Annotated in this window: 19 protein-coding genes; 12 read left to right on the top strand and 7 right to left on the bottom strand. The window is 61.7% G+C overall.

Features of this window, described 5'->3' with window-relative positions; genetic code table 11:
* Window positions 1-52 precede the first annotated feature (52 nt).
* Together pgeF and rluD are read right to left on the bottom strand one after the other, a co-directional pair.
* Entirely contained in the window at window positions 53-781 is a 729-nt protein-coding gene (gene pgeF / locus HMPREF2581_RS30280) for a peptidoglycan editing factor PgeF (protein WP_003094684.1), read from the bottom strand.
* On the bottom strand, window positions 778-1,740 hold the full coding sequence (gene rluD, locus HMPREF2581_RS30275) for a 23S rRNA pseudouridine(1911/1915/1917) synthase RluD (protein ID WP_003094686.1): 963 nt from the start codon (window positions 1,738-1,740) through the stop codon (window positions 778-780). Before rluD ends, pgeF begins: the two co-directional genes overlap by 4 nt.
* 145 nt (window positions 1,741-1,885) lie before the next feature.
* Here rluD and HMPREF2581_RS30270 point away from each other — a divergent pair, with 145 nt between their 5' ends.
* The 4 genes from HMPREF2581_RS30270 to pilR all read left to right on the top strand — a co-directional run bounded on the left by HMPREF2581_RS30270 (window position 1,886) and on the right by pilR (window position 6,247).
* Window positions 1,886-2,911 (top strand): outer membrane protein assembly factor BamD, encoded by a 1,026-nt coding sequence (locus tag HMPREF2581_RS30270; RefSeq protein ID WP_003102590.1) that lies wholly within the window; start codon window positions 1,886-1,888, stop codon window positions 2,909-2,911.
* 156 nt (window positions 2,912-3,067) lie between these two features.
* Window positions 3,068-3,313: a PP0621 family protein gene (locus HMPREF2581_RS30265; RefSeq protein ID WP_003102591.1), complete on the top strand. Its 246-nt coding sequence runs from the start codon at window positions 3,068-3,070 to the stop codon at window positions 3,311-3,313.
* Window positions 3,303-4,895 carry a two-component system sensor histidine kinase PilS gene (pilS, locus tag HMPREF2581_RS30260; protein WP_003094692.1) on the top strand — a complete coding sequence of 531 codons (1,593 nt, stop codon included), beginning with the start codon at window positions 3,303-3,305 and terminating at the stop codon, window positions 4,893-4,895. Before HMPREF2581_RS30265 ends, pilS begins: the two co-directional genes overlap by 11 nt.
* A 14-nt stretch (window positions 4,896-4,909) precedes the next feature.
* The gene (gene pilR / locus HMPREF2581_RS30255; protein WP_003094694.1) at window positions 4,910-6,247 is read left to right on the top strand and encodes a two-component system response regulator PilR; all 1,338 of its coding nucleotides are present in this window, start codon (window positions 4,910-4,912) and stop codon (window positions 6,245-6,247) included.
* Between the two features lie 45 nt (window positions 6,248-6,292).
* Here pilR and thiO read toward each other — a convergent pair whose 3' ends face one another.
* Complete coding sequence (gene thiO, locus HMPREF2581_RS30250) at window positions 6,293-7,387, bottom strand: glycine oxidase ThiO (protein WP_003141551.1); 1,095 nt, start codon at window positions 7,385-7,387, stop codon at window positions 6,293-6,295.
* 139 nt (window positions 7,388-7,526) lie between these two features.
* Here thiO and HMPREF2581_RS30245 point away from each other — a divergent pair, with 139 nt between their 5' ends.
* The 8 genes from HMPREF2581_RS30245 (at window position 7,527) to HMPREF2581_RS30210 (ending at window position 14,839) form a co-directional block, all read left to right on the top strand.
* A complete protein-coding gene (locus HMPREF2581_RS30245; RefSeq protein WP_016254062.1) occupies window positions 7,527-8,027 on the top strand; it encodes a GspH/FimT family pseudopilin in 501 nt (166 codons plus the stop codon).
* A 122-nt stretch (window positions 8,028-8,149) separates the two neighbouring features.
* The gene (locus HMPREF2581_RS30240; protein WP_003141552.1) at window positions 8,150-8,638 is read left to right on the top strand and encodes a GspH/FimT family pseudopilin; all 489 of its coding nucleotides are present in this window, start codon (window positions 8,150-8,152) and stop codon (window positions 8,636-8,638) included.
* A gap of 9 nt (window positions 8,639-8,647) precedes the next feature.
* Window positions 8,648-9,172: a type IV pilus modification protein PilV gene (gene pilV / locus HMPREF2581_RS30235; RefSeq protein ID WP_003116261.1), complete on the top strand. Its 525-nt coding sequence runs from the start codon at window positions 8,648-8,650 to the stop codon at window positions 9,170-9,172.
* Between the two features lie 8 nt (window positions 9,173-9,180).
* Window positions 9,181-9,996, top strand: coding sequence for a PilW family protein (locus HMPREF2581_RS30230; RefSeq protein WP_016254061.1), 816 nt, complete (start codon window positions 9,181-9,183; stop codon window positions 9,994-9,996).
* The gene (locus HMPREF2581_RS30225; RefSeq protein ID WP_003116263.1) at window positions 9,993-10,598 is read left to right on the top strand and encodes a pilus assembly PilX family protein; all 606 of its coding nucleotides are present in this window, start codon (window positions 9,993-9,995) and stop codon (window positions 10,596-10,598) included. The genes HMPREF2581_RS30230 and HMPREF2581_RS30225 overlap by 4 nt, the downstream gene beginning before the upstream one ends.
* A gap of 13 nt (window positions 10,599-10,611) precedes the next feature.
* Window positions 10,612-14,088: a type IV pilus biogenesis factor PilY1 gene (locus HMPREF2581_RS30220; protein ID WP_003141555.1), complete on the top strand. Its 3,477-nt coding sequence runs from the start codon at window positions 10,612-10,614 to the stop codon at window positions 14,086-14,088.
* A gap of 2 nt (window positions 14,089-14,090) precedes the next feature.
* A complete protein-coding gene (locus tag HMPREF2581_RS30215) occupies window positions 14,091-14,417 on the top strand; it encodes a PilY2 family type 4a fimbrial biogenesis protein (protein WP_016254060.1) in 327 nt (108 codons plus the stop codon).
* Window positions 14,414-14,839 carry a type IV pilin protein gene (locus tag HMPREF2581_RS30210; RefSeq protein ID WP_003116267.1) on the top strand — a complete coding sequence of 142 codons (426 nt, stop codon included), beginning with the start codon at window positions 14,414-14,416 and terminating at the stop codon, window positions 14,837-14,839. Before HMPREF2581_RS30215 ends, HMPREF2581_RS30210 begins: the two co-directional genes overlap by 4 nt.
* A gap of 68 nt (window positions 14,840-14,907) precedes the next feature.
* Here HMPREF2581_RS30210 and ispH read toward each other — a convergent pair whose 3' ends face one another.
* From ispH to ileS, 4 genes are all read right to left on the bottom strand, one after another.
* Window positions 14,908-15,852 (bottom strand): 4-hydroxy-3-methylbut-2-enyl diphosphate reductase, encoded by a 945-nt coding sequence (gene ispH, locus HMPREF2581_RS30205; protein ID WP_003094724.1) that lies wholly within the window; start codon window positions 15,850-15,852, stop codon window positions 14,908-14,910.
* 85 nt (window positions 15,853-15,937) lie between these two features.
* Entirely contained in the window at window positions 15,938-16,378 is a 441-nt protein-coding gene (fkpB, locus tag HMPREF2581_RS30200) for an FKBP-type peptidyl-prolyl cis-trans isomerase (protein ID WP_003102613.1), read from the bottom strand.
* Window positions 16,371-16,880 (bottom strand): signal peptidase II, encoded by a 510-nt coding sequence (gene lspA / locus HMPREF2581_RS30195; protein WP_003094728.1) that lies wholly within the window; start codon window positions 16,878-16,880, stop codon window positions 16,371-16,373. Before lspA ends, fkpB begins: the two co-directional genes overlap by 8 nt.
* Complete coding sequence (gene ileS / locus HMPREF2581_RS30190) at window positions 16,873-19,704, bottom strand: isoleucine--tRNA ligase (RefSeq protein WP_003141556.1); 2,832 nt, start codon at window positions 19,702-19,704, stop codon at window positions 16,873-16,875. The genes lspA and ileS overlap by 8 nt, the downstream gene beginning before the upstream one ends.
* Between the last annotated feature and the right edge of the window lie 20 nt (window positions 19,705-19,724).

The raw sequence follows: 19,724 nt of genomic DNA, 5'->3' as shown, positions 1-19,724 counted from the left end.
AAGCGACCGGACCGTGACATCGGTCAGTTGCCGCCGGATAACCTGCGCGGGCCTAGTCCTGGAGCCAGACCAGGCTGGCAAAACGGCCGGTACGCGACGAGCGGCGGTAGGAATAGAAGCGCGCGGTATCGCTGAAGGTGCAGAAGCCGCCGCCATGCACGGCGGTGACGCCATGGGCGCCCAGGCGGATCCGCGCGAGTCGGTAGATGTCGGCCATGAAGCGGCCCGGATTGGCGCTAGGTACGAAAGCCGAGCGCGCCTCGGCGTGCGCAGCGACGAATGCATCGCGGACCTCGCCGCCGACCTCGAAGGCCTGCGGGCCGATCGCCGGCCCCAGCCAGACCAGCAGTTCGTCGCCGGGCACGCCCAGGCTGTCCACCGTCGCCTCCAGCACGCCCGCCGCCAGCCCGCGCCAGCCGGCATGGGCCGCGGCCACGCGGGTGCCCGAGCGGTCGCAGAACAACGCCGGCAGGCAGTCGGCGGTCATGATCGTACAGGCGACGCCCGGCATCGCGCTCCAGCTGGCGTCGGCCCTGAGCACCCGGTTCGGGTCGGCCTCCACCACCGTCACTCCGTGCACCTGTTCCAACCAGCTCGGCCGGCATTCCAGACGCTCGGTCAGGCGTCGGCGGTTTTCTTCCACGGCGCGCGGATCGTCGTCGACGTGGGCGCCAAGGTTCAGACTGTCGAAGGGTGCCTGGCTGACCCCGCCACTGCGCGTGGTCACGCAGGCCCGCACACGGGCCGGCGCCGGCCAGTCGGGGGTCAGCCAGGCGTTCAACCGACGAACGCCTCGCGATCCTGGCGCAACAGGCTGAGCAGCCAGAGGAAGTCTTCCGGCAGCGGCGACTCCCACTTCATGCGCACGCCGGTGGCCGGGTGATCCAGTTCGAGGAAGCGCGCGTGCAGCGCCTGCCGGGGGAATTCGCGAAGAGTCTGGACCAGGGTCTGGCTGGCCACCGGGGGAATCCTGAAGCGCCCACCGTAGACCGGATCGCCGACCAGGGGATAGCCAATATGGCTCATGTGCACGCGGATCTGGTGGGTACGCCCGGTCTCCAGCTTGACCCGGGTATGGGTGTGCGCACGGAAGCGTTCCAGCACGCGGTAATGGCTGACCGCCACCTTGCCGGCGTCGACCACCGCCATCTTCTGCCGCTGCACGCCATGCCGTCCGATCGGCGCATCGATGGTGCCGCCGGAGGTGATCACGCCGATCACGATCGCCTCGTAGATGCGGCTGACCGACCGTGCCTGCAGTTGCGCCACCAGCTTGGTGTGGGCCTCCAGCGTCTTGGCCACTACCATCAGGCCGGTCGTGTCCTTGTCCAGGCGGTGGACGATCCCGGCGCGCGGCACATTGGCGATGTCCGGGACATGGTAGAGCAAGGCATTCAGCAGGGTGCCGTCCTGATGGCCGGCAGCCGGATGGACCACCAGGCCGGCGGGCTTGTCAATCACCAGGATGTGCTCGTCCTCGTAGACGATTTCCAGCTCGATGTCCTGTGCGAGCCACTCGCCCTGGGCTTCCTGCTCGGCCTCCAGGACCAGTTGCGCGCCGCTGTGGACGATGTCGCGCGGGCGCAGCACGGCGCCGTCGACGGTCAGGCGACCGTCCTTGATCCAGCCGGCCAGACGGGAGCGGGAGTGTTCGGGAAAAAGCTGGGCGGCGATCTGGTCGAGACGCTGGCCACCCAGCTCGAACGGCACCTCGGCCGCGCGTTGAATCATATCGGACATGAGTAGGAGACGATGCTCAGCGCGGCTTTTGGAATCGGCTACGCGCTGTGGTTAAATACGGGGTCTTTGTCCCAGGGGGTGCCTGGGGCGCCAATCATAACAGACGGTTGAGGCCAAGCCGACCGTCCCAGGGACGCAAGCCGCCATGCAAGTGAAACACCTGCTGCTGATCGCCATCCTCGCCCTCACCGCAGCCTGCTCCTCGAACAAGGAGACTGTCGACGAGAACCTGAGCGAGAGCCAGCTGTACCAGCAGGCGCAGGACGACCTCAACAACAAGAGCTACAACAGCGCCGTCACCAAGCTGAAAGCCCTCGAATCGCGCTATCCCTTCGGCCGCTACGCCGAGCAGGCCCAGCTCGAGCTGATCTACGCCAACTACAAGAACATGGAGCCCGAAGCCGCCCGCGCCGCCGCCGAACGCTTCATCCGCCTGCATCCGCAGCACCCCAACGTCGACTACGCCTACTACCTCAAAGGCCTGTCCTCCTTCGACCAGGACCGCGGCCTGCTGGCGCGCTTCCTGCCGCTGGACATGACCAAGCGCGACCCGGGCGCCGCCCGCGACTCCTTCAACGAGTTCGCCCAGCTCACCAGCCGCTTCCCCAACAGCCGCTACGCCCCGGACGCCAAGGCGCGCATGGTGTACCTGCGCAACCTGCTGGCGGCCTACGAAGTGCACGTCGGCCACTACTACCTGAAGCGCCAGGCCTATGTCGCCGCCGCCAACCGCGGTCGCTACGTGGTGGAGAACTTCCAGGAAACCCCGGCCGTCGGCGATGGCCTGGCGATCATGGTCGAAGCCTACCGTCGCCTGGGTCTCGACGACCTGGCCAGCACCAGCCTGGAAACCCTCAAGCTGAACTATCCGGATAACGCCAGCCTCAAGGATGGCGAGTTCGTCGCCCGCGAAAGCGAGGCCGACACCCGCTCCTGGCTGGCCAAGGCCACCCTGGGCCTGATCGAAGGCGGCGAGCCGCCGCCGCACATGGAAACCCAGGCCGCCAAGGACGTGATCAAGCAGTACGAGGATGCCGAGCGGGAGATCCCCGCCGAACTGAAGCCGGAAAACCAGGATCACAGCGCCGACGACGAGAAGCCGGAGAGCGATGACGACGAGGACTCCGGTCGCTCCTGGTGGAGCTACATGACCTTCGGTCTCTTCGACTGATCGCACGAAACACCGAAGGGAGGCGCAGGCCTCCCTTCTTTTTGCCCGCCGCCATGCCTCTCCCAGCGCCAAACGCCGCACAGCCTGGACCTTCCCGTCTGGGATCGAGCCGGCGGCTTGGCTAAACTGCAGCTTTCTCCAGCCTCCGAGATCACCATGGGCCTTTTCCGCCTCCTGTTCTGGATCGCCCTGATCGCCATCGCGTTCTGGCTCTGGCGTCGCTTTACCCGTCCCACTCCGCGCCAGCAGCAACGTCCGCAGGACGAGCCGAGCGCATCGCCGATGGTCCGCTGCGCCCATTGCGGCGTCCACGTGCCGCAGGCCAACGCCCTCGCCCACGAACAACGCTGGTATTGCAGCCAGGCGCACCTGCGCCAGGACCAGGGCGACCGTGCGCGCTGAACGGCTACGGCTGAGCGAGGAGCAGGGGCAACGCATCCTCCGTCTGTACCACCTGTACCGCCTGACCATCGGCCTGGTACTGGTCCTGCTGATCTCCAGCGAACTGGAAGATCAGGTCCTCAAGCTCGTCCACCCTGAACTGTTCCATGTCGGCAGTTGGTGCTACCTGGTCTTCAACATCCTGGTCGCGCTGTTCCTGCCGCCGTCGCGGCAATTGCTGCCGATCTTCATCCTCGCGCTCACCGACGTGCTGATGCTTTGCGGCCTGTTCTACGCAGGTGGCGGCGTACCCAGCGGCATCGGCAGCCTGCTGGTGGTGGCGGTGGCCATTGCCAACATCCTGCTGCGCGGGCGCATCGGCCTGGTCATCGCGGCGGCGGCCAGCCTCGGCCTGCTCTACCTGACCTTCTTCCTCAGCCTGAGCAGTCCGGACGCCACCAACCACTACGTCCAGGCCGGCGGCCTCGGCACCCTGTGCTTCGCCGCCGCGCTGGTGATCCAGGCTCTGGTGCGGCGCCAGGAGCAGACCGAAACGCTGGCCGAAGAACGCGCCGAGACGGTCGCCAACCTGGAGGAACTCAACGCATTGATCCTGCAGCGCATGCGCACCGGCATCCTCGTGGTCGATAGCCGTCAGGCCATCCTCCTCGCCAACCAGGCCGCCCTCGGCCTGCTCAGGCAGGACGACGTGCAGGGCGCCAGCCTCGGCCGCCACAGCCCGATGCTGATGCACTGCATGAAGCAATGGCGCCTGAATCCCAGCCTCCGTCCGCCGACGCTCAAGGTGGTGCCGGATGGCCCGACGGTGCAACCCAGCTTTATCAGCCTCAACCGCGAAGACGACCAGCACGTGCTGATCTTCCTCGAAGACATTTCGCAGATCGCCCAGCAGGCGCAGCAGATGAAGCTGGCCGGTCTTGGCCGCCTGACCGCCGGCATCGCCCATGAGATCCGCAACCCGCTGGGCGCGATCAGCCACGCCGCCCAACTGCTGCAGGAGTCAGAGGAACTGGATGCCCCGGACCGACGCCTGACGCAGATCATCCAGGACCAGTCGAAGCGGATGAACCTGGTCATCGAGAACGTCCTGCAGCTCTCCCGTCGCCGCCAGGCCGAACCGCAGCAGCTCGACCTGAAGGAGTGGCTTCAGCGGTTCGTCGACGAATACCCCGGCAGGCTGCGCAACGACAGCCAACTGCACCTGCAGCTCGGTGCCGGCGACATCCAGACCCGCATGGACCCACACCAGTTGAACCAGGTGCTGAGCAACCTGGTGCAGAACGGTCTTCGCTACAGCGCCCAGGCGCACGGGCGCGGCCAGGTCTGGCTGAGCCTCGCGCGCGACCCGGAGAGCGACCTGCCGGTGCTGGAAGTCATCGACGACGGTCCCGGCGTACCGGCGGACAAACTGAACAACCTGTTCGAACCCTTCTTTACTACAGAAAGCAAAGGCACCGGCCTGGGCCTCTATCTCTCCCGCGAACTCTGCGAGAGCAACCAGGCACGGATCGACTACCGCAATCGCGAGGAAGGCGGCGGCTGCTTCCGCATCACCTTCGCCCACCCGCGCAAACTCAGCTGACGGAAGCCGCACGCATGAGCCGACAAAAAGCCCTGATCGTCGACGATGAACCGGATATCCGCGAACTGCTGGAAATCACTCTCGGCCGCATGAAGCTGGACACCCGCAGCGCCCGCAACGTCAAGGAAGCCCGCGAGTTGCTGGCCCGCGAGCCGTTCGACCTGTGCCTCACCGACATGCGCCTGCCGGACGGCAGCGGCCTCGATCTGGTCCAGTACATCCAGCAGCGCCATCCACAGACCCCGGTGGCCATGATCACCGCGTACGGCAGCCTGGACACCGCGATCCAGGCGCTCAAGGCCGGTGCCTTCGACTTCCTCACCAAACCGGTCGACCTCGGTCGCTTGCGGGAGCTGGTGGCAACCGCCCTACGCTTGCGCAACCCGGAAGCCGAGGAAGCGCCGGTGGACAACCGCCTGCTCGGCGAGTCGCCGCCGATGCGCGCCCTGCGCAACCAGATCGGCAAGCTGGCGCGCAGCCAGGCGCCGGTCTACATCAGTGGCGAGTCCGGCAGCGGCAAGGAACTGGTGGCGCGCCTGATCCACGAGCAGGGGCCACGTATCGAGCGGCCGTTCGTGCCGGTGAACTGCGGCGCGATTCCCTCCGAGCTGATGGAAAGCGAGTTCTTCGGCCACAAGAAAGGCAGCTTCACTGGCGCTATCGAAGACAAGCAGGGCCTGTTCCAGGCCGCCAGCGGTGGCACCCTGTTCCTCGACGAAGTCGCCGACCTGCCGATGGCCATGCAGGTCAAACTGCTCCGGGCGATCCAGGAAAAGGCCGTGCGCGCGGTCGGCGGCCAGCAGGAGGTCGCCGTCGACGTGCGCATCCTCTGCGCCACCCACAAGGACCTCGCCGCCGAAGTCGGCGCCGGGCGCTTCCGCCAGGACCTCTACTACCGCCTCAACGTCATCGAGCTGCGCGTACCACCGCTGCGCGAACGCCGCGAGGACATCCCGCTGCTCGCCGAACGCATCCTCAAGCGCCTGGCCGGCGACACCGGCCTGCCGGCCGCCAGGCTGACCGGCGACGCACAGGAGAAGCTGAAGAACTACCGCTTCCCGGGCAACGTCCGCGAGCTGGAAAACATGCTGGAGCGCGCCTATACCCTGTGCGAAGACGACCAGATCCAGCCTCACGACCTGCGCCTGGCCGATGCGCCGGGTGCCAGCCAGGAAGGCGCCGCGAGCCTGAGCGAAATCGACAACCTCGAGGACTACCTGGAAGACATCGAGCGCAAGCTGATCATGCAGGCACTCGAGGAGACCCGCTGGAACCGCACCGCCGCGGCCCAGCGCCTGGGCCTGACGTTCCGCTCGATGCGCTACCGCCTGAAAAAGCTGGGCATCGACTGAAAGTGAAAAGGCCTGTCCGAAGACAGGCCTTTTGGTTTTCGCTCCTCAGAGGCGACCAGCCGGGGCGTAGGGGGCCGGGTCGATGATCGGTTCCCGCCCGCTCATGAGATCCGCCAGCAGACGGCACGACGCCGGTGCCAGGACCAGCCCGTTGCGGTAGTGCCCGGTATTCAGCCAGAGCCCGTCGAAGCCAGGCACCGGACCGATATAGGGGATGCCTTCGGGAGAGCCCGGGCGCAACCCTGCCCAGTGGGCCACCGGCTGCATGTCCGCCAGTTCCGGCAACAGTTCTGCCGCAGACGCCCTGAGGCTTTCCAGCGCCTCGTCGGTCGGCGTCTTGTCGAAGCCCGAATGTTCCAAGGTGCTGCCGATCAGGATGTGGCCGTCGCGCCGCGGAATCGCGTAGCGCCCCTTGGCCAGCACCATGCGCGGCAGGAAATCCGCCGCGCACTTGTAGAGGATCATCTGACCTTTCACCGGTACCACGGGCAGTTCCAGGCCAAGCGGCTTCAACAACTCGCCGCTCCAGGCGCCTGCCGCCAGCAGCACCTTGTCGCCACGGATCTCGCCACGCGAGGTCGCCACGCCGACCACTCGATCGCCGTCGCGCAACCAGCCGCGCACCTCCGTCTGTTCATGCAACTCGAGATTGGCGAATTGTTGCAGGGATGCCCGCAATGAGCGCGCCAGGCGAGGATTGCGCACATTGGCCACGCCCGACATGTAGACCGCCCGCTGGAAGCCTGCGCCCAGCCCGGGCACCGCCGCGTAGGCCTCCTCGATCGGCACTTCCTTCAACGGCCGGGTGTGGTTGCGTGCCCACTGCAGTGCCTCGGTCTGGTCGTCCAGGTCCAGCCAGTACAGGCCAACGGTATGGACCTCGGGATCGAGCCCGGTCTCGTCGAGCAAACGCTGCCCCAGGGCCGGGTAGAAGTCCTGCGACCAGTGCGCCAGGGCGGTCACCGCCGGGCTGTAGCGCCACGGATAGAGCGGCGAGACGATCCCGCCTCCCGCCCAGGATGCCTCACGCCCACTCTCGCCCCGCTCCACCAGGGTCACCCGCAGTCCGGCGAGCGCCAGCTCCCGGGCGGTCAACAGGCCGATGACGCCAGCGCCTACCACTACTACATCTCTACTCACCACAGGGCTCCTACCGATTTGCCAGGAACAGAGAAATATCACTCAAAGGGATCAGATGCTGACGAATTGCCTGCTTCAACGAACTCAGTCGAATCTGTCCCGGTGAAAAGCCCATCATACCCGCAGAGGTATTCATCCCATGAAATCGAGCGGCTTCAACTTGGTCGAACTATCGATAGTCCTATTGATCCTTGCGATAGGCCTGACAATTGCGCTGCCCACCCTCCACGACAGAATGAAGCGGGACATTAGCCGTGCTACTCGTGACAGCCTGACTAGTCATCTGATGGCTGCGCGGGCTAGCAGCATACAGAACGGCGTGATCATCGAGGTCTGCGGTAGCGGTGACGGCAGTACCTGCAGCGAGGAATGGCATCTCGGCTGGTTCAGCCGTAACGACAGGAGCCAACAGATACTGGCCCGGCATGAAAATACGAGTCGCACCGATATTCATTGGCGGGGCTTCGACAAGCGACTGCGCTACCTGCCTAATGGCACCAGCCCTACAGGTAACGGGCGTTTCTTCGAATGTAAGGACGATCGCATCGAGTGGCAATTGGTGCTCAATCGGCAAGGCCGCCTCAGGGTGGCGGGAAAGAGCGAAAATAAAAAGCTCTCTTACCTGTGCTCCAGGCGGTGAGAGAACTGTTTCACATACCGTTTGCCAGTCATCCCACTCTCCGCTCCGGCTGTCTCTGCTACAGGGACAATGCGCTCTCCACTAGGCAAGATTATCTGGCCCTTTTCCTTGTGGAGTACTGCATGCGCTCTATTTGTCGCAGCGCCGGCTTTTCCCTGATCGAGTTGATGATGGTGTTGGTTCTGGTCGCCATATTCGCCAGCATTGCCGTACCCAGTTTCAACGCCTTGATCGAGCGCAACCGAATCCAGACTGCCAGCGAGGAACTCTACAGCCTGCTTCAGTACGCTCGCAGCGAAGCTGTAAACCGTCATGCCAATGTGAGCATCAGGGCGACGCAGAACAATGACTGGGCAAAAGGCCTGGAAATCATCAGCGGCGCGACCACCGTGCAAAAGCACCAAGGTTTCCAGCAGGTCTCGCTATCCGCCAGCAGTGCGACTGCGGAGCTGACCTTCAACGCTACCGGCACACTTAGCAACCAGGCTGCAAACATTGACATAAAGGTCTGCTTCGCCGGTGACAAAAGTACAGGACGTCTGCTTACCGTTCAGCCCAGTGGACGCGTGATCCTGTACCCATCTTCAAAGCAACCGGACAGCTGTAACTGAGGAAAGCCCATGTCTCGAGAAACGGGTTTCAGCATGATCGAAGTACTGGTTGCTCTGGTGCTGATCAGCATTGGCGTACTGGGCATGGTTGCCATGCAAGGGCGCACGATCCAGTACACGCAGGAGTCGGTACAACGCAATGCCGCAGCAATGCTTGCTAGCGACCTGATGGAAATAATGCGTGCGGACCCAGATGCCGTACTCAATCTACGCGCCCAACTACGCGAAGACTCGGTCTACTACAAGGCCAAGGGCAGCGACTTTCCCGCAGCCCCAGCGCGCTGCGCGCCATTGCCAGCAGATGCTAAGGAACGTCTCGGCTGCTGGGCCCAACAGGCCTCGAAAGACTTGCCGGGAGCCTCCGCACTCTTGAATAGCCAATTCTACATTTGTCGCAGCCCAACCCCGGGTACCTGCGACAACACCAAAGGCTCGGCCATCGAAATCCAGGTTGCCTGGCGAGCCATGGATGGAGCGTGTTTCAACGCCTCTGACTCCACCTTGTGCACCTACAGCGTCCGCTCCGAATTGTGAGAACAAGCATGCTCTTCAGCAAAATGCAGAAAGGCCTATCGATGGTAGAACTGCTCGTGGCACTCGCTATAAGCAGCTTCCTGATCCTGGGGATCAGCCAGATCTACATCGACAACAAACGCAACTATCTTTTCCAGCAAGGCCAGGCCGGCAACCAGGAAAATAGCCGCTTCGTTCTTATGCTGCTGCAGCAACAACTGGATAAGACAGCCTATCGTCGCCTTCACGACGACAACATGGAGAATGCTTTCAAATCCGCGACATTCAATGGCTGTCGTGCATTTGTGGCTGGCGAGACTATCGCTGCGGCAACTGCCCTCAAGGCGGGTGAGTACGGTGTCTGCTTGCGCTATCAACCCGCCTACAAAGGGGAGCATGATTGCCTCGGTAATGAAATTACCGGAGTTCCGGAAAAGCCCTTCACAAATACTCCCCCTGTCGTCGTTCGCCTGGTCTACCTACCGAGCGCCGGTACCCTGAGTTGCAGTCGTCCCGATATCGCCCAGTCGAAATCGGGAGAATTGGTCAGTGGTCTCACAGACTTCCGCTTGGAAGCGGGGGTCGGGCCAGCAGATCGTAGCGAACGCAAAGTATCCAGCTTCGTCGCACTACAGGATGTCGCCGGTCGTCCTATCCGAGCATTGCGCTTCTCAATCCTGGCAGGCAGCGACAATACAAGCCTGCGCACAGGAGATGATAGCCAGGCACGCGATCGCTGGATCGTCCTTTATCCCGAGAGCAAAAGCGCCATCGAGGCCGCAGACAAAGGCCAGATTTACCAAATAGCGCGTGGTAACCAAACCATCAGGAATCTCATGCCATGACCCTGCGCCATACCTCTCGACAGCAGGGATCCACGTTGTTGATCTCGCTGGTTATCTTGTTGATGATCACGCTCCTCGCCGTTTCCAACATGCGCGAGGTGTCACTGGAAAGCCGTATCACCGGCAATCTCATCGAACAGAAGCGCCTGCGCAATGCGGGCGAAGCTGGGCTACGCGAAGGTGAACGACGCTTTTTCAATACCATCAAGCCCCCAGAGGTCGGCAGCGGATGCGCCGATAGCAATGTCAAACGGCCTTGCATACTGAACCTGAGTGCCCTCTCCGTACCCCGAGATGACGTGCACAACAATCCGGTGGCAGCCCTGAACGGCAAGACAGATAACGCCAATTCACGTGTCTGGATGCCCTACCGAGGCAGCGATCTGAATAACCCTACGCAGATCGACAAAGACCGCGCAGTCACCTGGCAGACCATCACGGTGCCCGCTGGCGAACAGAACAACGAAGCGGAAAATCCCGAGTACGGCAACATGATGCGCGGGGTCGGCACGTTCTACTACGAAACCAACAGCCGCGCCCTCAACAAGGCGGGCGGAGAGACTGTTCTACAGGCCGTTCATGCACGCCTGTATACCAACTGACTGGAGCCAGCGCATGATCCACCAGATTACCCGCGCAGGAAAAAGCCTGCTGGCTGCAGGTTGCACCCTGAGCATCCTGTTCGCCTCTGACAGTTATGCCGCCACGGCCCTGAATGTCAGCCAGCAACCCCTGTTCCTAACCCAGGGCGTTGCTCCCAACCTGCTGTTCACTCTAGATGACTCAGGCAGTATGGCCTGGGCTTACGTGCCCGACGGTATTAGCGGGAATAGCGGCAGAGCGGGACGTTCCAGCGATTACAACGCACTGTACTACAACCCCGATTATGCTTACCAAGTGCCCAAGAAATTGACACTGTCAGGCGATCAGATCATCGTTTCCGACTATCCAGTGCCACGCTTCACAGCAGCCTGGCAGGATGGCTACGCCCAAGGCTCCACCACCAACCTGAGCAATAACTATCGCCCTCAATGGGGAACCGGCTGGCTTGGTTGCATCGATAGCAGCTGCAATACCGGGAGAGCTTATTACTATACTTATAAGGTAAGCGCTAGCTGCCCTGCACAGCCGGTGAGCAGCTCCAACTCCTGTTATACCTACAATGCTCTTCCTACCAGTCAGGAAAGCAACTTTGCGATATGGTACTCCTACTATCGCAACCGCATCCTGGCCACAAAGACCGCTGCCAACCTGGCCTTTTACAGCCTGCCGGAAAACGTGCGTCTCACTTGGGGGGCCCTGAACACCTGTAGCATCGGCGCCAACAGCAGAAGCTGCCAAAACAATGCCCTGCTCCAATTCAACAAGCAGCACAAAATCAATTTCTTCAATTGGCTGGCGAACAGCCCGGCCAGCGGCGGTACTCCTCTGCATGCGGCTCTTGACCGAGCCGGACGCTTCTTGCAAACCAACGGCACAGCTTATACCACCGAAGACGGAAAGACATATTCCTGCCGGGCCAGCTATCACATCATGATGACCGACGGTATCTGGAACGGTCGGAACGTCACCCCTGGCAATCTCGACAACCAGAACCAGACCTTTCCTGATAGCACCCTCTATAGGCCACAGCCCCCTTATGCCGACAGCAATGCCAGCTCATTGGCTGACCTGGCTTTCAAATACTGGACCACAGACTTACGTCCCAGCATCGACAATGACCTGAAGCCTTTCATGGCCTACAAGAGTGGGGACGATTCCAAGGATTACTGGGACCCTCGCAACAACCCAGCCACTTGGCAACACATGGTCAACTTTACCGTTGGCCTAGGTCTTTCCTATTCGCTCACATTGAACTCTGCACCAACTTGGACAGGCAGCACCTTTGGCAACTACGAGGAGTTGATGGCTGGAAGCAAGGCTTGGCCCAGCGTCGATAACGACGCCGCACCCGGTAACGTCTACGACCTCTGGCATGCAGCTATCAACTCTCGTGGAGACTTCTTTAGCGCGGAATCACCGGACTCTCTGGTTCAGGCTTTCAATAAGATCCTGACACGGATTTCCGAGCGCAACACCTCCTCCTCCAAACCAGCAATGACTTCCGCGCTGCAGGATGACGGAACCGGCGACAAGCTGATCCGCTACAGCTACCAGTCCAGCTTTGCCAGTGACAAGAACTGGGCGGGCGACCTTATACGTTACAAGGTGGAGTCGACTTCCACCGGTTCGACCAAAACCCAGGAATGGAGCGCCGGCGCACTGCTGGACAACCGAGCTCCCGCTACCCGTAATATTTACATCGCCAGCAATAGCGGAACCAACCGCCTTAAGCCTTTCACATGGAGCAATATTGAGGGAAGTCAGTTAGCCACTTGGCTGAACCGCAACCCGGACAAGGACAATCAGGCCGACACCAAAGGAGCACAGCGGGTCGACTTCATCCGTGGCCAGCAGAATATGGATGGATTCCGGCAACGACAGGCGGTGTTAGGGGACATCGTGCACTCGTCTCCAGCCGTGGTCGGACCGGCCCAATACCTCACTTATCTGGCCAACCCCATCGAACCCAGCGGCGACTACGGCACATTCAAGACAGAGGCAGACCAGCGCAGCCCTAGAGTTTATGTTGGATCCAACGATGGCATGTTGCATGGTTTCAACATCAAAACCGGCGTGGAAGAGTTCGCTTTCATCCCTACAGCAGTATTCGAAAAGCTTAACAAGCTTACCGGCATCAGCTACCAGGGCGGTGCCCACCAATATTTCGTCGACGCTACACCGGTCGTCAGCGATGCCTTTTTCGATGGAGCTTGGCACACTGTTCTGATCGGAACGCTTGGTGCTGGAGGTCGCGGCCTGTTCGCACTCGATGTAACCAAGCCGGACGATGTCAAGCTGCTTTGGGAATACGATAGCAGTACCGACTCGGACCTTGGTTACACCTTCTCCAAACCTACCGTAGCCAGACTGCACAGCGGACAATGGGCAGTAGTTACCGGCAACGGCTATGGAAGCGATAATGACAAGGCAGCTTTACTGCTGATTGATTTGAAAAAGGGAACGCTGATCAAGAAGCTGGAAGTCCAAAGCGAGCGCGGAATAGCCAATGGCCTATCGACGCCTCGCCTGGCTGATAACAACAGCGATGGCATTGCTGACTACGCCTATGCTGGCGATCTGCAGGGAAATATCTGGCGCTTCGATTTGATCGGCAATACCCGCAACGACGACCCAGACACAAATACCTCTATCAATCCCTTCAAGCCCGGAGATGTAGATCCTTCTGCTTTCAGAGTATCGTTCAGCGGCGCCCCGCTTTTCCGTGCTCGCGCCGACAACAATACTCGTCAGCCCATCACGGCTCCGCCTACCTTGGTACGCCATCCTAGCCGTAAGGGCTACATCGTCATCGTAGGTACAGGAAAATACTTCGAGGACGATGACGCTCAGGCCGATACCAGCCGAGCCATGACGCTCTATGGTATCTGGGATCGCCAGACCAAGGGCGAAAGCGCAAACAGTACCCCAACCATCGACCGCAACGCCCTCACAGCCCAAACCATGACAACAGAGGCGAACTCCACATTCGGTAGCGTGAACAGGAATATTCGGCTTATTAGCCAAAACCCGGTGAAGTGGTACAAAGACGGAGCAACCGGTACCGCGAACTCGGATGTGGCTAGCTATGGCTGGCGACTGAATCTGGAGGTCAATAGCAGCAAGAAAGGCGAAATGATGATCGAAGATATGTTCGCTGCCGGCCAAGTGCTTCTATTGCAGACCTTGACACCGAACGACGACCCTTGTGACAGCGGCTCTACCAGCTGGACCTACGGCCTCAATCCATATACTGGCGGACGTACCAGTTTCACCGTCTTCGATCTCAAACGTGCGGGTATAGTGGACTCTGGCTCGGATTACAACGGCTCGGTCGTATCCGCCTTCCAACAGGATGGACTAGGTGGCTTGGCCATTACCCAGAACGAACAGCGTCAATCCGAGGCTTGCACTGGTGATGAGTGCATCATCTTCAACCCCAGCGACAAGAGTAACGGACGACAAACCTGGCGGGTCGTCGAGGAGAAATGAACATGAACCCCTTACGTCTTCTCGCCACAGCTCTTGCAGCTCTAGCTCTGGCTTGCCCAACCTTTGCCTTGAGTGCCACGAATACGTTCGAGAATGTGGGCGTGGTCGAGGATGTTCATCCTGCCGCCGGTCTGGTAGTAGTCGATGGGCAGACATATCGCTTGCCCAACCGTGTCCAACAACAGGACTCGCCGGTCATATTCTTGGTACGTCAGGGACAGACAGTGTCTTTCTCCGGCAAACTCACCAGCGACCTGCCAGAAATCGAGTCGTTCTACATTATCAAGCAGGCCCCTCTCGTTCCCTTCGGATCGGAGCAGCAACAATGAAGTCGAACAGAGGCTTCACTCTCATCGAGTTGATGATCGTCGTAGTAATCATCGCTATTCTTGCTGGTATCGCCTACCCCAGCTACGACGAATACGTGAAGCGCGGGAATCGCACCGAAGGACAGGCATTACTCAGCGAAGCAGCCGCTACTCAAGAGCGCTATTTTTCACAGAACAATACTTATATCACTACCCAAGCCGACATCGGCAAGCTGCATATGCGCAACACATCGGGCACCACAGTGAAGTCCTCCACAGGCAAATACAGCCTTACCGTCGATACGGTAGCCAACGACGGAGGTTATCGCCTTATCGCTAACCAGGCATTCAACGATCTTGATTGTGGCAACCTGACCTTGACCGCCAACGGCGAGAAAGGCCGGACTGGAAGCAAGAAGAGCGTTGCAGAATGCTGGCGCTAAAGCGCCGAGACAAGAAAAAGGCAAAGCCCGGCATAAGCCGGGCTTTTTCAGGTGCGCAAAAATTCCGATTACAAAGCCTTGACCCGCAGTTCCTTGGGCATCGAGAAGGTAATGTTCTCCTCCCGTCCCTCCAGTTCCTGCTCTTCCGACGCCCCCCACTCACGTAGCTGGGCGATCACTCCGCGCACCAGCACTTCCGGCGCGGAGGCGCCTGCGGTGATTCCGATGCGACGCACACCGTCGAACCAGCCGCGTTGCATGTCCTCGGCGCCGTCGATCAGGTAGGCCGGCGTGCCCATGCGCTCGGCGAGTTCGCGCAGGCGGTTGGAGTTGGAACTGTTGGGGCTGCCCACCACCAGGACCATGTCGCACTGGTCGGCCAGTTCCTTCACGGCATCCTGGCGGTTCTGGGTGGCATAGCAGATGTCGTTCTTGCGCGGCCCCTGGATCTGCGGGAACTTGGCGCGCAGGGCATCGATGACCTTCGAGGTGTCGTCCATCGACAGGGTGGTCTGGGTCACGTAGTGCAGGGCTTCGGGCTTGCGCACCTCCAGCGCGGCGACGTCGGCCTCGTCCTCCACCAGGTAGATGGCACCGCCGTTGCTGGCATCGTACTGGCCCATGGTGCCTTCCACCTCGGGGTGGCCTTCATGCCCGATCAGCACGCATTCGTGGCCGTCGCGGCTGTAGCGCACCACTTCCATGTGCACCTTGGTCACCAGCGGGCAGGTCGCGTCGAAAACCTTCAGGCCGCGCCCCTCGGCTTCCTTGCGGACCGCCTGGGAAACGCCGTGGGCGCTGAAGATGACGATGACGTTGTCCGGCACCTGATCGAGTTCCTCGACGAAGATGGCGCCGCGCTGGCGCAGGTTGTCCACGACGAACTTGTTGTGCACCACCTCGTGACGCACGTAGATCGGCGGGCCGAAGACATCGAGGGCACGGTTGACGATCTCGATGGCGCGATCCACGCCGGCGCAGAAGCCGCGGGGATTGGCGAGTTTGATTTGCATGGCGGTCTCGTGGGCGACGCGGTGATTGGACGAATGAACCTTGCTACCGCCCTCCCCGCTTGGGAAGGGCGCAGCGACCGACGGTTCAGGCCGGCTGGACGTCGATGATCTCGACTTCGAAGGCCAGGGTCTTGCCGGCCAGCGGATGATTGAAGTCGACGGTCACCTGCTGCTCATCGAACGCCTTGACCACGCCCGGCAGTTCGGTCTTGGCCGCGTCGTTGAAGATCACCAGCAGGCCCTCGGCCAGCTCCATGTCCTGGAACTGGTCGCGCGGCATGATCTGCACGTTCTGCGGATTCGGCTGGCCGAAGCCCTGTTCGGGAAGAATGCTCAGGGTGCGCTTGTCGCCAGCCTTCAAGCCGAACAGCGCCTGTTCGAAGCCCGGCAGCAGGTTGCCGTCGCCGACCTTGAACGAGGCCGGCTGCTTGTCGAAGGTGCTGTCGACGACGTTGCCGTCCTCCAGCTTGAGGGCGAAATGCAGGGTGACGCGGCTCTCCTGGCCAATGCGGGTCGACTCAGCCATGGGCGGCTTCTCCGGATTTCTTCGATCTGAACATGTCGAGCGCCAACATGACGGCGCCGACGGTGATGGCGCTATCGGCCAGGTTGAACGCCGGGAAGTACCAGCGGTTCTGCCAGTGCACCAGGATGAAGTCCACCACGTGGCCAAGAACCATGCGGTCGTAGAGGTTGCCCAGGGCGCCACCGAGCACCAGCGCCAGGGCGATGGCCAACCAGGTCTCGCCTTTCTTCAGGCGTTTCAGCCAGACCACCAGGATCGCGCTGACGACGATGGCGATCAGGGCGAACAGCCAGCGCTGCCAGCCCGAGCTGTCGGCCAGGAAGCTGAAGGCGGCACCGGTGTTGTAGGCCAGGGTCCAACTGAACAGATCGGGGATCACCACGATCTGCTGGTACATGCTCAGTTCGGCCTGGAAGAACGCCTTGCTGAGCTGGTCGAGGACGAACACCAGCACGGTGATCCACAGCCAGGGCAAGCGCCCGAAACGATCGACCTCAGGCATAGTGGCGAACCTCGCCGCTGCCTTCGATGTTCTCGATGCAGCGACCACACAGGTCAGGATGCGCAGCATGCTGACCGACGTCCTCGCGATGGTGCCAGCAACGACCGCACTTGGCGTGGGTCGACTTGACCACTTTCAGCTTGAGGCCGGCGACTTCGCTGTCCACCGCGTCGGCCGGAGCCGCCGACAGCGGCGCCAGGGTCGCGGTCGAGGTGATCAGGACGAAGCGTAGCTCGTTGCCCAGCTTGGCCAATTGGGCCTGCAGCGCGTCTTCCGCATACAGGGTGACTTCGGCCTGCAGGTTGCCGCCCACGGCCTTGGCCGCGCGCTGGTTCTCCAGCTCCTTGTTGACCGCGGCCTTCACCGCCATGACCTGCTCCCAGTACTGGCGATTCAGCGTCACGTCGGCCGGCAGTTCGCTGAGGCCGTCGTACCAGGTGGCGAGCATTACCGACTCGGCGCGCTCGCCGGGCAGGAACTTCCAGACTTCCTCGGCGGTGAACGCCAGGATCGGGGCGATCCAGCGTACGAGGGCCTCGGCGATGTGGAACAGTGCGGTCTGGCAGGAGCGCCGGGCGACGCTGTTGGCGCCGGTGGTGTACTGGCGGTCCTTGATGATGTCCAGGTAGAACCCGCCCAGCTCCTGTACGCAGAAGTTGTGCACCTTGGAATAGACGTTCCAGAAGCGGTACTCGCGGTACGCCTCTTCGATCTCGCGCTGCAAGAGCAGGGCACGATCGACCGCCCAGCGATCCAGGGCCAGCATTTCCTGGGGCGGCAGCAGATCAGTGGCCGCATCGAAACCGTTCAGGTTGGACAGCAGGAAGCGCGTGGTATTGCGGATCCGCCGGTAGGCATCGGCGCTGCGCTGGAGAATCTGCTGGGATACCGCGATCTCGCCCGAGTAATCGGTCGAGGCTACCCACAGGCGCAGGATGTCGGCGCCCAGGGTATCGATGACGGTCTGCGGCACCACGGTATTGCCCAGTGACTTGGACATCTTGCGGCCGGACTCGTCGACGGTGAAACCGTGGGTCAGCAACTGGCGGTACGGCGCATGGTTGTCGATCGCGCAGCCGGTCAGCAGCGAGGAGTGGAACCAGCCGCGGTGCTGGTCGGAACCTTCCAGGTAGAGATCGGCGACCGGGCCGCTGGCATGGCCGATCCGGTGGGAGCCACGCAGCACGTGCCAGTGGGTGGTGCCGGAGTCGAACCAGACGTCCAGGGTGTCGTTGATCTTGTCGTACTGCGCGGCCTCCTCGCCGAGCAACTCGGCGGCGTCGAGCTTGAACCAGGCTTCGATGCCTTCCTTCTCGACTCGCTGCGCGACCTCTTCCATCAGCTCGACGGTGCGTGGATGCAGTTCGCCGCTGGCCTTGTGCAAGAAGAACGGGATCGGTACGCCCCAGTTGCGCTGGCGCGAGATGCACCAGTCGGGACGCCCGGCGATCATTCCGTGCAGGCGCGCCTGGCCCCAGCCCGGGACGAATTCGGTCTGGGTGATGGCTTCCAGCGCTCGCTCGCGCAGGGAAGCACCCTGCCTGGGCTGCTTGTCCATGCCGACGAACCACTGCGCGGTGGCGCGATAGATCAGCGGCGTCTTGTGCCGCCAGCAGTGCATGTAGCTGTGATTGATGGTTTCGTGGGCCAGCAGGCTGCCGACCTCTTCCAGCTTGGCCACCACGTTAGGGTTGGCCTTCCAGATGAACTGGCCGCCGAAGAACGGCAACGAGTCGACGTAGACGCCGTTGCTCTGCACCGGGCTGAGGATGTCGTCGTTGCTCATCCCGTAGCGCTTGCAGGTATAGAAGTCGTCTTCGCCGTAGGCCGGCGACGAGTGGACGATACCGGTGCCGGCATCGAGGGCCACGTAGTCGGCCAGGTAGACCGGCGACAGGCGCTCGTAGAACGGATGGCGGAAGTTGATCAGTTCCAGCGCCTCGCCCTTGGCGGTGGCGACCACCTTGCCCTCGCGCTGGTAGCGCGCCAGGCAGGACTCGACCAGGGCCTCGGCCAGCACCAGGTAGCGATCGCCGGCATCGACCAGCGCGTAGTCGATCTCCGGATGCACGTTCAGCGCCTGGTTGGCCGGGATGGTCCAGGGCGTGGTGGTCCAGATGACGATCTGCGCCGGCTTGTCCAGGGCCGCCAGGCCGAAGGCCGCGGCCAGCTTGTCGGCATCCGCCACCGGGAAGCCGACGTCGATGGTCGGCGACTTCTTGTCGGCGTACTCGACCTCGGCCTCGGCCAGCGCCGAACCACAGTCGAAGCACCAGTTGACCGGCTTCAGGCCCTTGAACACGAAGTCCTGCTTGACCATTTCCGCGAGGGCGCGGATTTCGTTCGCCTCGTTGGCGAAATTCATGGTCTTGTAGGGGTTGTCCCACTCGCCGAGCACGCCCAGGCGGATGAAGTCGGCCTTCTGCCCTTCGATCTGCTCGGCTGCGTATTCGCGGCACAGTTCGCGGGTCTTGTCCGCCGGAAGATTCTTGCCGTGGGTGGTCTCGACCTTGTGCTCGATGGGCAGGCCGTGGCAATCCCAGCCCGGCACATAGGGCGCGTCGTAGCCCGCCAGGGTCTTGGAGCGGACAATGATGTCCTTGAGAATCTTGTTGACCGCGTGACCGATGTGAATGCTGCCGTTGGCGTACGGAGGGCCATCGTGCAGGACGAACTTCGGACGGTCGCCGCCAATGGCCCGCAGCTTCTGGTACAGACCGATGTCGTTCCAGAACTTCAGGGTTTCCGGCTCGCGCTGGGGCAGGCCGGCTTTCATTGGGAAGGCGGTTTCCGGAAGGTTTAGCGTCGCTTTGTAGTCGGTCATCTCAGGGCCTGTTCAGGATC

Source organism: Pseudomonas sp. HMSC057H01, from assembly GCF_001836405.1.
GTDB classification, from domain to species: domain Bacteria; phylum Pseudomonadota; class Gammaproteobacteria; order Pseudomonadales; family Pseudomonadaceae; genus Pseudomonas; species Pseudomonas aeruginosa.
This window is presented reverse-complemented; position numbering and strand designations above follow the sequence as displayed.

Bases quoted from the DNA above. Each gene is read 5' to 3' on its own strand.
- lspA (WP_003094728.1), bottom strand. From the start codon at position 16,880: ATGCCTGAGGTCGATCGTTTCGGGCGCTTGCCCTGGCTGTGGATCACC.
- pilV (WP_003116261.1), top strand. From the start codon at position 8,648: ATGTCTCGAGAAACGGGTTTCAGCATGATCGAAGTACTGGTTGCTCTG.
- HMPREF2581_RS30270 (WP_003102590.1), top strand. From the start codon at position 1,886: ATGCAAGTGAAACACCTGCTGCTGATCGCCATCCTCGCCCTCACCGCA.
- rluD (WP_003094686.1), bottom strand. From the start codon at position 1,740: ATGTCCGATATGATTCAACGCGCGGCCGAGGTGCCGTTCGAGCTGGGT.
- HMPREF2581_RS30210 (WP_003116267.1), top strand. From the start codon at position 14,414: ATGAAGTCGAACAGAGGCTTCACTCTCATCGAGTTGATGATCGTCGTA.
- HMPREF2581_RS30220 (WP_003141555.1), top strand. From the start codon at position 10,612: ATGATCCACCAGATTACCCGCGCAGGAAAAAGCCTGCTGGCTGCAGGT.
- HMPREF2581_RS30230 (WP_016254061.1), top strand. From the start codon at position 9,181: ATGCTCTTCAGCAAAATGCAGAAAGGCCTATCGATGGTAGAACTGCTC.
- ispH (WP_003094724.1), bottom strand. From the start codon at position 15,852: ATGCAAATCAAACTCGCCAATCCCCGCGGCTTCTGCGCCGGCGTGGAT.
- HMPREF2581_RS30215 (WP_016254060.1), top strand. From the start codon at position 14,091: ATGAACCCCTTACGTCTTCTCGCCACAGCTCTTGCAGCTCTAGCTCTG.
- HMPREF2581_RS30265 (WP_003102591.1), top strand. From the start codon at position 3,068: ATGGGCCTTTTCCGCCTCCTGTTCTGGATCGCCCTGATCGCCATCGCG.
- ileS (WP_003141556.1), bottom strand. From the start codon at position 19,704: ATGACCGACTACAAAGCGACGCTAAACCTTCCGGAAACCGCCTTCCCA.
- HMPREF2581_RS30240 (WP_003141552.1), top strand. From the start codon at position 8,150: ATGCGCTCTATTTGTCGCAGCGCCGGCTTTTCCCTGATCGAGTTGATG.
- HMPREF2581_RS30245 (WP_016254062.1), top strand. From the start codon at position 7,527: ATGAAATCGAGCGGCTTCAACTTGGTCGAACTATCGATAGTCCTATTG.
- pilR (WP_003094694.1), top strand. From the start codon at position 4,910: ATGAGCCGACAAAAAGCCCTGATCGTCGACGATGAACCGGATATCCGC.
- fkpB (WP_003102613.1), bottom strand. From the start codon at position 16,378: ATGGCTGAGTCGACCCGCATTGGCCAGGAGAGCCGCGTCACCCTGCAT.
- HMPREF2581_RS30225 (WP_003116263.1), top strand. From the start codon at position 9,993: ATGACCCTGCGCCATACCTCTCGACAGCAGGGATCCACGTTGTTGATC.